At 36.4% G+C, this 13,060-nt stretch carries 11 protein-coding genes; 4 read left to right on the top strand and 7 right to left on the bottom strand.

Annotated elements, in window-relative coordinates:
* Window positions 1-169: 169 nt before the first annotated feature.
* A complete protein-coding gene (gene lacZ, locus C1A06_RS10410) occupies window positions 170-3,268 on the top strand; it encodes a beta-galactosidase, LacZ type (RefSeq protein WP_101690203.1) in 3,099 nt (1,032 codons plus the stop codon).
* A gap of 282 nt (window positions 3,269-3,550) precedes the next feature.
* Entirely contained in the window at window positions 3,551-4,111 is a 561-nt protein-coding gene (locus tag C1A06_RS10405; RefSeq protein ID WP_101690202.1) for a hypothetical protein, read from the top strand.
* 153 nt (window positions 4,112-4,264) lie between these two features.
* Here the strand turns inward: C1A06_RS10405 and rbp are convergent, their stop codons facing one another.
* The 4 genes from rbp to C1A06_RS10385 all read right to left on the bottom strand — a co-directional run bounded on the left by rbp (window position 4,265) and on the right by C1A06_RS10385 (window position 7,304).
* A complete protein-coding gene (gene rbp / locus C1A06_RS10400; protein WP_101690201.1) occupies window positions 4,265-4,564 on the bottom strand; it encodes an RNA-binding regulator in 300 nt (99 codons plus the stop codon).
* Window positions 4,565-4,722: 158 nt separating this feature from the next.
* A complete protein-coding gene (locus tag C1A06_RS10395; RefSeq protein ID WP_101690200.1) occupies window positions 4,723-5,163 on the bottom strand; it encodes a cold shock domain-containing protein in 441 nt (146 codons plus the stop codon).
* Window positions 5,164-5,195: 32 nt separating this feature from the next.
* Window positions 5,196-6,314 (bottom strand): DEAD/DEAH box helicase, encoded by a 1,119-nt coding sequence (locus C1A06_RS10390; RefSeq protein ID WP_101690199.1) that lies wholly within the window; start codon window positions 6,312-6,314, stop codon window positions 5,196-5,198.
* Between the two features lie 201 nt (window positions 6,315-6,515).
* On the bottom strand, window positions 6,516-7,304 hold the full coding sequence (locus C1A06_RS10385) for a lysophospholipid acyltransferase family protein (RefSeq protein WP_245872046.1): 789 nt from the start codon (window positions 7,302-7,304) through the stop codon (window positions 6,516-6,518).
* Window positions 7,305-7,501: 197 nt separating this feature from the next.
* Here C1A06_RS10385 and C1A06_RS10380 point away from each other — a divergent pair, with 197 nt between their 5' ends.
* Window positions 7,502-8,842, top strand: coding sequence for a DEAD/DEAH box helicase (locus tag C1A06_RS10380; protein WP_101690198.1), 1,341 nt, complete (start codon window positions 7,502-7,504; stop codon window positions 8,840-8,842).
* Between the two features lie 102 nt (window positions 8,843-8,944).
* Entirely contained in the window at window positions 8,945-9,517 is a 573-nt protein-coding gene (locus C1A06_RS10375) for a Crp/Fnr family transcriptional regulator (RefSeq protein WP_101690197.1), read from the top strand.
* A 142-nt stretch (window positions 9,518-9,659) separates the two neighbouring features.
* Here C1A06_RS10375 and C1A06_RS10370 read toward each other — a convergent pair whose 3' ends face one another.
* The 3 genes from C1A06_RS10370 to C1A06_RS10360 all read right to left on the bottom strand — a co-directional run bounded on the left by C1A06_RS10370 (window position 9,660) and on the right by C1A06_RS10360 (window position 13,029).
* A complete protein-coding gene (locus C1A06_RS10370; RefSeq protein ID WP_101690196.1) occupies window positions 9,660-10,784 on the bottom strand; it encodes an esterase in 1,125 nt (374 codons plus the stop codon).
* A 37-nt stretch (window positions 10,785-10,821) separates the two neighbouring features.
* Window positions 10,822-11,952: an esterase gene (locus tag C1A06_RS10365; protein WP_101690195.1), complete on the bottom strand. Its 1,131-nt coding sequence runs from the start codon at window positions 11,950-11,952 to the stop codon at window positions 10,822-10,824.
* A 72-nt stretch (window positions 11,953-12,024) separates the two neighbouring features.
* Window positions 12,025-13,029, bottom strand: coding sequence for a glycoside hydrolase family 43 protein (locus C1A06_RS10360; protein ID WP_101690194.1), 1,005 nt, complete (start codon window positions 13,027-13,029; stop codon window positions 12,025-12,027).
* Between the last annotated feature and the right edge of the window lie 31 nt (window positions 13,030-13,060).

The following is a 13,060-nucleotide window of genomic DNA, read 5'->3' as shown; positions in this document are numbered from 1 at the left end:
AAACAAATGAGTCTTCTGATGTCGATGGGTTTAAAGACCATATAACTATCAATTATATTCATAAGTGAATGATTATTGGTCTCTTTTGAATGAATTTTGATTATAATATCAACTATATATTTTTATTTTTGTATTTATATGTACAATAGTTAGGTATAAGATATTTATCATGAAAAAAACACTCATTCTTCTATCAATTTTATTAGGAGCCAATCTGTTTGCGCAGAAAACTCCGGACTGGGAAAATCCAGAAGTATTTGCAATCAACAAAGAAGAGACTAGAGCAACAGCTTTGCCTTATCCTTCTACCGAATTGGCGTTGGAAAATAACTACGCGTCTTCGCCCTATTTCAAATCATTGGATGGAAAATGGAAATTTCACTGGGTCCCTCGTGTAGCAGAGATTCCTGATGGTTTCTATCGCGAAAATTACGACGTAAGTAAATGGGTAGACATGCCTGTTCCAGGGAACTGGGAATTCAATGGTTTTGGAATTCCGATGTACGTTAACGTAGGGTTCGGATTCAAAAAAAATCCTCCGTATATTGATCGAGAAGATTCGCCATCGGGAGCATATCGTCACGAGTTCGATATTCCTGCCGATTGGGACGGACGTCGTGTTTTCATTCACTTTGAAGGAGGGACAAACTCGATGTACGTTTGGGTAAATGGCGAAAAAGTAGGTTACACCGAAAATGCCAAAAGTCCTGCTGAGTTTGATATCACACCTTATATCCGCATAGGAAAAAATACGTTGGCATGCGAGGTGCACAAGTTCAGCGATGGTTCGTATCTCGAAGATCAGGATATGTGGCGATTGGGTGGTATAAATCGTAGTGTATATTTATACAGCACTGCTGAAACTCGTATTCAAGACTTTTTTGCTCATCCTGATCTGGATGCAAAATACAAAAACGGATTGTTTAGTGTAGATGTAAAATTGAAAAATTATACAGCTTCGGCAAAAAATCAGTCTCTGGAAATTGCAATTGTTGACAAAAACGGCAAAAAAGTATTTACAAAAAATCAGTCAGTAGCTATTCCAGCGAATGGAACGACAGATATAAAAGTTTCGGGCAATGTATCAAATCCTCTAAAATGGACCGCAGAAACTCCGAATCTTTACACAATGCTCATCACGTTGAAAGATGGCAAGAATATAATTGAATCGACATCACACAGAATTGGATTCCGCAAAATAGAAATCAAAGACGGTCAATTACTAGTTAACGGGAAAAAGGTATTTATGAAAGGTGTAAATCTGCACGAATTTAACACCAAAACAGGACAAGTTGTTACTCGTGAAGAAATGATGCGCAATATTCAGCTGATGAAAGAATTGAATATTAATGCAGTTCGCACATCACACTATCCTCAGCAGCCTCTATGGTACAAACTATGTGACGAATATGGTCTATACCTTGTAGACGAGGCTAATCTTGAATCTCATGGACTAGGATACGGGCCAGATAATGCCTCGAACTTCCCTGAATGGCATGGAGCACATATGGATCGTATAATACGTGCAGTAGAACGTGATAAAAATCATGCATCGGTTATTTTCTGGTCGTTAGGAAACGAAGCAAGTAACGGTAAAGCGTTTTTCGATATGTATGATTGGGCAAAGAAACGTGATTCGAGCCGTCCGGTGCAATATGAACAAGCGAACAAACATGCTCGCAATACAGATGTTATATGTCTGATGTATCCTTCATGGCATGATATGGTTAATGATGCGGCAAAAGATTTAGGTAAGCCATATATAATGTGCGAATATGCTCACGCAATGGGTAATAGTATGGGTAATTTTCAGGAATACTGGGATTTGATGCGCTCGAGCAAAAATATGCAGGGTGGCTTTATCTGGGAATGGTATAATCACGGTTATGCAGCAAAAGATGATCAAGGCCGTTTCTTCTGGGCCTATGGTGGAGATTTAAAGGGCTATAACAAGCAAAATGACGGGAATTTCTGTATGGATGGAGTGATTACTCCTGATCAGCAATACATGCCACACTCACATATCGTGAAGAAAGTATATCAAAATATACTTTTCGAAGCAAAAGATATTGAAAATGGTATCATAACAGTGATTAACGATTATAAATTCACCGATCTTACTAACAACAACTATACTTACAAATGGGTATTGCTGAAGAACGGAGAAAAATCGGCAGAAGGACAATTTGATGTTGTGGTAGCAGCCGATAGCCGTAAGGATATAAAACTATCTATACCTAAAGTGACTGCTGAAGCTGGAACGGAATATTATCTGCAAGTATTTGCATATCGGAAAACAGCTACGCAGTTTCTTCCTGAAGGGTTCGAAGTAGCTAAAGAAGAATTTGCATTCCCTATGAATAACTATTTTATACAGGTTAAAGATGCAGGAAGTGCCGTTAAGATTGACAAGAAAGAGGATAAAGCGATTGTAACATCTGCTGGTATCACATACGAGTTTTCGACAAAAGATGGTCGCAGTTTGCTATCTATGAAAGATGACAAGAAGAATATTTTCAATCAACTTCCAAAATTAAACTTCTGGAGGGCTCCGACCGATAACGATTTCGGAGCGGGTACACAATATAAATCAAGCTTGTGGAATGCCGCCAGCTACGATCAGGTTATCACTTATAAAGGCATGGAAGATAAGAATGATGCTGTATCTTTCATTTACGAAGTAAAGCCAAGAGGCGTTGAAGCTAAGGTGATTGTGATGTATATGGTAAACAAGGACGGAAGTCTTACTGTGAAAGCTGATTATAAGGCTGAATCTGATCAACTACCAGAAATGGTTCGTTTCGGTATGATGATGATTTTGCCAAAAGAAGTAAACGATTTCACTTGGTATGGTCGTGGCCCATGGGAAAACTACATTGACAGAAATAAAGATACATTTATGGGTATCTGGAACGGAAAAGTAGAAGATCAGGCATATCCATATTATCGTCCGCAAGAAACTGGAAACAAAACTGATGTGCGTTGGTTTACTTTGACTGACAAAGATGGTAAAGGTATCAAAGTTATAGGTGTTCAGCCATTATCAGTTAGCGCAACGAACAATCGTCCTGAAGATTTGGATCCGGGAATAACCAAGAAACAGCAACATTGGTCGGATGTTAATCCTCGCAACGAAACTGTATTGTGTGTAGATTTATTTCAAAAAGGTGTTGCCGGACTTAATTCGTGGGGCGCACAACCATTAGATGAGTATCGTTTCAGTGATAAAGAGTATACATATAGTTATACAATTAGTGTAATTAAATAGAAATAGGTGGTTGTATTCTGATATTCGCATATCAGAATATGAAAATTAAAGCTTGCCAAGACATTCCTAATGGTTTAGGAGTTTTGGCAAGCTTTTTTCATGCGAAATAGCTACAATAAGTATCAAACCTTTAACAAAAAATCATTTTTTAACTAAAAAAGGTTGTTTGTTATTTTTTTTTATTATTTTTATAAAAAATTAAAACATATAAGACCGAGGTTTTAATTCAAATATTTTAATGCACAGACTAGGTACTATTTAATAAACTAAAATTACATTACTATGAAAAAGTTATTTTTTATTTTAACACTAGCTCTAGTTAGCTTTGGACTGAGCGCACAAGACGGACTTAAAGGGACATGGTTTGCTGGCGGAGAAATATCCTACAGTAAAGCAGGTGATGCTAAGAGTTTTACAATTCTACCAGTAGCTGGTACATTTATCACTCCAGATATAGCGATTGGTGCTGGAGTTGGTTATACCAAGACTGAGTTGCCTAGAATACTTGAAGGAGTAGCAGAGATAAATAAAACCGATGCTTTCATATTTCAACCATTAGTACGTAAGTACTGGAATATTACTGGTCCTATCTATCTATTTGGACAAGTTGCGGCTCCAATGGTATTTGGCGATGACACTTCAATAGGTCTAAATGTATCTCCAGGTATTGATTTTATAGTGAATAGCTGGATGACGCTTGAAACTTCTTTCACTCTTTTCGGCTTCAATTATACTAAATATGATGCAGGAGGCAATTCTTGGAATATAGGATTTGATCCTTTTAGTTCAAAAGAATCAAGAAAAATAGGACAATTATCTGTTGGGGTTAAATTCTTATTCTAATAAAACTACTTAACTAGTCCGCATAAAACGAAGAAAGGTCGCAATATTATTGCGACCTTTTTCTTTCTGTCATCATCTAAATTTGTTAAATTTGCAGAAATAAAAAACGGATAGATGTAAACATCTACCCGTTTTTTATTTTATTTATTCTGATCAGTAGCGATTTCTGCTACCATATCCACCTCTATTGTCATATGAGCGCTCTTGTCTCGGCTCACGAGGTTTTGCTTCCGATACAGCCAATGTTCTTCCTTGGTGTTCGATACCATTCAATTCTTCAATAGCTTTTGTTGCTTCTTGGTCATCCATTTCTACGAAACCGTAACCTTTAGATCTACCTGTTTGACGGTCTGTAATTACTTTAGCTGATGAAATTTCACCATACTCTTGAAAAAGATCTGTTAGGTCTGCATCTGTTACATTGAAGCTAAGACCTGCAATAAAAATGTTCATTTCTTATAAAATAAATTGTTAATAAATCAGTTGAGCCCTATAATTACAAAACATACTCAACTCACTTTATTAACTGAAGAAAAGGATGGATATGTATAAAAACCCAAATGTCGGAGCAAAGGTAATCATAAATATCTCAATATCACACTAAAAAAGCGTTATTTTGTTATTTTCACATCTACTGCGTTCATTCCTTTCGAGCCTCGCTCCAGTTTGAAAGAGACAATATTGTTCTCTTTTATCCCCTCTTCGGCATTGCTTTTATGGAAAAAATATTTGTTGACACTATTTCTGTCTTTGATGAAACCAAAACCTTTAGTTTCGTCAAAAAACTCAACACGGCCACTGAAATCTACAATTTCTTCAGTTTCCGCTTTCTTCGGCACAGATATTTCGATATCCTCCACATCTATTGTTTCTTCTCGTGCCTCAGGTGGAGTATCAATTATCATTCCATTTTCGTCAACATAAGCAATCATATCCTCAAAAGAATTTGTCGGATTATTTTTGCGTTCTTCTTTACGTTGCTGTTTTTCTTTTCTTTTTTCTTGTTTTCTTTTTTCTACTTCTCTTTTGTTGAATGAGTTTGATTTTGCCATTTAGTTCGTTTTATATTTAGTTTTTTATTTTTTTAATTAGCCGCAATAGGTAAAGTTATGCCGGTCAATTTCTGAATATCACGTAGCATAGTTTTCTCGTCTTGCGCACAGAAGGTCAGAGCTGTTCCATTGTTGCCAGCTCTTCCAGTACGTCCGATTCTGTGTACATAAGTTTCAGCAACATCGGGCAGATCGTAGTTGATTACCAGTTCCAACTGATCGATATCAAGGCCTCTGGCTGCTATATCCGTAGCTATGAGTACTCGTATTTCATTCGATTTGAAACTCGTAAGGGCTCGTTGTCTCGCATTTTGCGATTTATTACCATGGATGGCTGCACTGCCAATCCCTGCCTTACTTAGGATTCGTGCGATCTTATCTGCTCCATGCTTAGTTCGTGAAAAGACTAGTACTGATTTACTTGAGTCTTTTTTAAGGAGCTCGATTAGTAAATCTTTTTTCTCTGGCTTTTCTACAAAATAGATAAGTTGCTCAATTGTTTCTACTACAGAAGATACGGGAGCAACTTCTACTTTGACCGGATTATGTAGTATCGAACGTGATAATTTATCAATCGATGTAGGCATAGTTGCTGAGAAAAAGAGAGTTTGCTTTTTCTTCGGTAGCTTCGGTAACAAACGCTTGATATCGTGTATAAAACCCATATCCAGCATACGGTCAGCTTCATCCAAAACAAAGTGGCTGATCGAGTTCAGGTTTATGATACCTTGGCTCATCAGATCCAATAATCGTCCGGGAGTAGCTACAAGGATATCAATACCTCTCCTCAATTCGTTTACCTGAGCGTTTTGTTTCACACCTCCAAAGATTACACAATGACGGATATCTGTATATTTTGTATAATCAGTTAAGCAGTCATTGATTTGAATAGCAAGCTCGCGTGTAGGAGTGAGGATCAGTGCTTTGATCTCTCTCTTGTGAGCTTTAGTTTTATTTGGATGGAGTTGTTGTATGATTGGTATGGAGAAGGCTGCAGTTTTTCCGGTTCCGGTCTGCGCTAAACCTAGGATGTCACGATTGTCGAGTGCGGGGGCTATTGCCTGTTGTTGTATTGCTGTTGGAGTTGTATATCCTTTTTCGTCAAGAGCCTTCAAGATAGGCTCGATTATCTTTAATTCTTTAAATGTCATGTAATAATTTTAGATTGCTACGAGTGTGTAGCAACAATTTCTAATCTGAATTTTAACAGATGGTGGGGAAGAACCAATCGAGGAGAAACCTACACAAAATGTTTTATGCTACAAAGATAATGAAAATAATCGAAAAATTTTGTATTCTCCGATTTTGAGCTTTTAATTATGTAGTGGCAAACAGATATTTAGCAATCAAACTTATATAATAGAGCTTACAACAGCTTGTTGTGTTTGTTCAAATATCTCGTCGAAAGGTTTGTCTTTTATTGCAATCGGGTCGTGGATTGTAATGGTGATTTTATTTCCTAATCCTAGAGGAAATGATCCCCATTTTGTCATTTTCCACGAATTATTAATCGTCACAGGAACCATTAGTGCTGAAGGTGCATATTTGCAAAGAATCTTCAAGCCACTTTCGGCAAAAGGTTTTGGTTTTCCGGTTGTACTTCTTGTACCTTCGGGAAAAATTACGGCTGTACGATTATTTTGTTCGATATACTCTGCAATTTTTCTGACAGCTGTTAGTGATTGTTTCGGGTCTTTTCTGTTGATCAGTACCGATCCACCGTGATTCAGATTATATGAAATACTTGGAATACCTTTGCCAAGCTCGATTTTGCTGATAAATTTGATGTGCACTCTACGCAGAAACCATGCGATAGCAGTAATGTCGTAAAAGCTCTGATGGTTTGCTGCAATAATAAGAGGCTTCCCGGATGGTAATTTGTCAAGATTTTCTATTTTGTATCTTGTCCCTAATATATATGTGTTTGCTGTCAGAAAAAAACATAGGATATCTACACTTTTTTTATGAGCATTGTAGCCGAATAAGTTTAGGCATATCCACTGAATAGGATGAAAAATAACGAGCGTACAGCCAAGCATCAGATAATAAATAACTGAAAGTGGATATGATATTATTTTTTGCATTTTAGAACCACATGTTGAATTAAATACTGTTTCAAATGTAACTATTTTATTTCTCATATAACTATAGTAAAGTTATAATTAAGCTTTTTTGATAATAGCAGATTAGTTGTTTCCTTGAAATATGGCAAAATCATGAACAGATTTTATAATAGAGAACTTTGCTTTTCGCTCTAATTTTATCTGTCAATATATTTGTTAATACTAAACGTGTTGTAAAAGAAATAGAATGAACTATAATGTCTTACCTTTGCGCTATGAAAATAGAAAATAATTACACTACAATATTAGCTAATCTTGGAATTAGCACACTTAACGAGATGCAAATAGCAGCTCGTACTACGATAATTGAAGAGAAAAATACGATTTTATTGTCTCCTACCGGTTCTGGAAAAACATTGGCTTTTCTATTGCCTATTCTAGAAATATTGAGAGAAGATATTAAAGGAGTACAATGCCTTGTCATAGTTCCATCGCGCGAACTGGCTTTGCAGATTAAGCAAGTATGGAAGAAGATGGGAACCAATTTCAAAGTGAATGTTTGTTATGGAGGGCATTCTATCGATACGGAATTGAATAATTTAAGTAATCCTCCGGCTCTACTTATTGGTACTCCAGGTCGCTTGACAGATCATCTTGAAAGACAATCATTCGATACTAATTCTATCAAGACTTTAATTTTAGACGAATTTGATAAATCGCTGCAGCTAGGCTTTCAAGAAGAAATGAGTATGATAGTCGATCATTTGTCAAACTTAGAAAAGAAAATTTTATTGTCGGCTACATCGGATGTCGAAATTCCCGATTTTATAGAAATGGGTTCATCCGTCAGATTGGATTATACGAAAAGTAAAGTAGAAAATAAACTTTCAGTCAAAAAAATAGTATCGCCCGAGAAAGATAAAATAGAATCACTGTTCCAGCTAATCTGCTCATTTAATTCAGAACCTGCACTTATTTTTTGTAATCACAGAGAGGTTTCAGAACGAATTAGTGATTTACTAAATCAGAAAGGGATATATGCAGGGTATTATCATGGCGGGATGGATCAGGATGATCGTGAGAGAATTCTGATTCAATTCAGGAACGGAAGTTTGAATTATTTAGTTACTACCGACCTTGCGGCACGAGGGCTAGATATTCCCGAAATGAAACACGTGATTCACTATCATCTACCTTCCAAAGAAAGTGAATTTACTCATCGCAACGGCCGTACGGCTCGTATGCATTCTTCAGGAACAGCATACATTATATCTTACAAAGAAGATAAAATGCCGGATTATTTATCCGATGATATGGATATTTTGGAAGTAAAAGCAGGAAAATCTTTGCCCAAACGTCCCGATTTTCAGACAATATACGTGAGTGGAGGTAAGAAAAACAAACTCAACAAAAGCGATATTGTAGGTTTCTTTTTGCAAAAAGGTAAACTTGATAAAAAAGATTTAGGATTGATCGAAGTAAAAGATTTTATATCCTTTGTAGCTGTTCGTTCATCCGTTGTGAAAACTCTATTGGAAAATATTAAGGACGAAAAGATGAAAGGGAAAAAATATAAGATTGAAGTAGCAAGAAAAGTTGTAAAGAAAGATAATTGATGATTCAAATTACCCTTGATTTAAATCAAGAATTGCCCTTAGGGTTTTGAAATATTTCGCTATCTTTGGATATATTTATATCATATTTACTTGGTACAAACCATGAAAAAGGCCCTTAATAAATATCTGGAGTTGGAAGGAGTGGATCTCGTAAGACAATGGTTCCTTGATACTGGCATTAGAAAAGAAATAAAAAAAAATAGCTATTTCTTTCGCGAGGGAGATGCTAAACATTATGCAGGATTTATTGAGTCGGGTTCATTCAGATATTTAAAATCAAACAATAAAAGCATTCAAGATCAAATTGTTGGATATAGTTTTGACAACGATTTCGTTACTGATTATGGGGCTTTTCAAATGCAGGAAAAAGCTCAAGTTTCGGCACAGGCCATTAAAGATAGTATTGTATGGGTGGTATCTTACGAAAAGCTGAATCATTTCTATGATATTTGCGAGCTAAAGGACCTGAGGGCAAATCTTTCCGAATTACTTTTATCTGATATCTACGGTAGACTATTGTCTTTTTATGTCGACTCTCCCGAAGAAAGATATTTCAAATTGATATCTCGATTTCCCGAAATCCTAAACCTTGTTAGCCTCAAAGAGATTGCTTCTTTCATAAAGGTAACTCCTGAAACATTAAGTAGGATCAGAAGTAAGATGAAAATGCTGTGAATTGAATATTTATCTTACTAAATACTCCGTTTAGAATTGTTGGCTATGAATACAAAGGGCAAATGAGATTGTGCAGAATTCTCAATTAGTATATTTCTTCATCCATCTATTCGCCCCTTCTGGTATTAAGTAACTAAGTTAATTACTGAAATATTTTCTGTGCAATTTCGTTTAGATATAATCGACAATTCATCCAAGTATGTCCTCCAGGTGTATACATTTTCTCATAAGGTATATTTTGCTTATCCAGATTATTTATAAAAGACTGAGTCCATTCGTACAAAAAGTCTTCCGTACCACAACCTAACCACAATAGCTTTAGCTTAGATTTTAAATCTTGACTTGATGCATAAGTTCCATCTTTGAAATTTTTCTCAGCCAACTGAGCATTAACAGCAGGAGCAAATGCACAAACATATTCAAAAATATCAGGGTGTCCGAGTCCGGCATGCAAAGACTGATATCCACCACGCGAAAAACCGGCAACTGCACGACCGGAAGAATTAGCTTGAACTTGATAATTCTTTTCAACAAAAGGAATTACATCATCAATCAACTCATCTGTATAATCAAATGGATTTTTTATTGCAGTATTGACCTGACCTAAAAAAGTCATGCCAGGATTAGCATAAGGCATCACAACAATCATAGGCTGAGCTTTCCCCTCTGCTATCAGATTATCAAGAATGAAGTTAACACGTCCCACCTTAAACCATGTTTCATGCGTATCCGTTGCACCATGTATAAGATAGAGTACCGGATATTTTTTATCACTTTGCGGATCGTAACCGGGAGGTGTATAAACTACTAATGGACGTGTATCGCTTAGTGTTTTGGATTTGTAAAATTTGTAAGAAATTCTTCCATGAGGAACGTCTTTAACCGAATAAATCGCAGGTATTGAATCTTGAATATCTACTAAACTATGTTTGAATTGTTCATTTGGAAATATGAGCACATTATTCGGATCAGTAACCGAAACGCCGTCTACAATAAAGCAATATGGATAAAGGTCTGGTGCTACGGGCGATGTTGTAATGCTCCAAATTCCATTTTCCCCTTTAATCATCGGTTGATTCTCTTTCATAAATTGCGCACTAAGCTCTACAGACTTAGCATTAGGTGCATTAAAACGGAATGTAATGCTATTATCTTTATGCACTTCGGGCGATACGATCATTTGTCCTGGCATCTGTGCGTTAGACTCAATGACATGACATATTTGAAACACAAGAAAAAATAGTAGAACCTTTGCTATTCTTTTCATATCAATATTCTTTTGTTATTTATACTTTTCTATATGATTATTTTTGAAATAATAATCTTACTGATTCGCTCAAATAAAGTTTTGCATTCATCCAAGTGTGTCCACCACCCGTAATCATCGTTGTTGTCTTTATGCCGTTTTTATCTAGTTTTTCCATAAAAAGCTTGGCTCTATCATAAAGAAAATCATCGGTTCCTACGCCAAGCCAATATAAGTTTATGCGTTTATTGGTTTGCTCCGGATTCTCAATGATGTGTTTGAATGTGGTTTCAAAATCAGTAACATTTCCTGCAAATGAAGAATATGAGCACAGATATGAAAATTTATCAAGATTATTCATTCCGATGGTTTGAGCTTGATTTCCTCCTCTCGAAAAACCGCCAATAGCACGGTTTTCGGCATTATTTATAGTGCGGTAGTTCTTTTCAATGAAAGGCATCATTACTTTAGTAAAATCTTCATTAAGCCGCGCATTTGCAACTTTAGCACGAGGATCTGTAACATCGAAATATGCTGCCGGATTTCCGTAAGGCATTACTACGATCATAGGCTTAGCCAATCCCTGAGCTATTAAATTATCGAATATAAAATTGGCACGACCAACTTTAAAATAAGTTTCATCGGTATCTGTTGTTCCGCTTATTAGATAAAATACTGGGTATTTTTTGTTCGGATCTTCATCATATCCCGGTGGTGTATAAACCAGCACACGCCCGGTTGTTCCCAACACATCAGATTTGTAATAATCATAATTAACGGTACCATGTGGTACGTCCTGGATAGAATGAATCAATGGTTTGTCACCTTTAATATCTAATAGGCTTGCCTTAAAATGCTCATTCTCGAAATAAAACGGGTTATTGTTGTCCATAACAGTAACACCGTCAACAATAAATGCATATGGATATATATCCGGTTCTATGGGTCCCAGAGTAACGCTCCACAAACCCTTTTCGTCTCTTGACATTGGAGCGTTTCCTTCCATAAACTGAGGATCAACTTCCACATTTTTGGCATTTGGGGCAAAATAGCGAAAGGTAATTTTATTATCGGTGTGTACTTCAGGTGAAATAACCATCGTACGTTGTCGTTTATTTTCGGTGCTTTTTTGCCCCAATAAGATAAAGGACGAACTGAGCATGAAACAAATAAATAGGATTTTTTTCATGATATGTAATTTATAAATGATTGCAAAGGACTTCACTTACATTCAGAGGAAGTCCCTTGCAAATCCGTTGTTTTACTTTTTAGCAACACCTTCTTTTGTCTGTTCTACAAACTTCATCGTTCCGTCCGAATTATAGTGTAACTCGTCCACGCAAACACTACGACGTCCAATTGCACCACCTATACTATCGAGTGTTAATGTCGCATTATGATAAAACAAATACCATTTGTCATTAAATTCTATAATTCCGGGATGGATCGTAAAACTGTTTTCTGCCATTCCCGTCAGTTCGCCTTGCGGACTCCAAGGACCTTCCATCGAAGAGGCTGTAGCATAACATATGTTTTCTCTTCCCTGTCCCATTGAAGCATACGTCAGATAATATAAATCTTTGTATTTATGTAACCATGGTCCCTCAACAAATCTTGGTAAATCCACCACTTCAATTTCACCATCCAACTCTATCATGTTTGGTTTTAGTTTCGCCATAAAGCAAGTTCCATTTCCCCAACACAGCCATGCCTGTCCTTTATCATCGATTATGGCCGTTGGATCAATATCATTCCACCAACCACGTGCCCCATTTGAAGTCATATCATCTGTAATCAATGGTTTTCCAATAGGGTCTACAAACGGTCCGGTAGGACTATCACTTACAGCAATTCCAATTGCCTTGCTATTATATGGCTCACCAGCTTGCACTGTTGTATAATAATAAAATTTCCCATCTTTCTCTATTACCTGTGATGCCCAAGCTTCTCCTACACCCCATTTGAAATCGGTAGGTTTCAGTACAGAACCATGATCTACCCATTCTTGCATATCAGAGGTTGAATAGCATAACCATTCGGTAATATTAAATTCTTTGCCACCTGATGCAGAGTCTTGTCCTGCATAATATTCGTCATGACCCACATATAAATAAAGTTTTCCATCATACACCATAGGTGCAGGGTCAGCCGTAAACTTATCTTTGACTAAAGGATTCCCCGTATTCTTGAATGTTGGCAGATTATTCTTGGGAGTACATCCCATCAATAAAAAAACACAACAAATAATCGAACAAATTTTTTTCATAATGTACTATTTCTAATTGTTAATATCTTTT

The sequence above is a fragment of the Dysgonomonas massiliensis genome, assembly GCF_900240225.1.
GTDB lineage: Bacteria > Bacteroidota > Bacteroidia > Bacteroidales > Dysgonomonadaceae > Dysgonomonas > Dysgonomonas massiliensis.
This window is presented reverse-complemented; position numbering and strand designations above follow the sequence as displayed.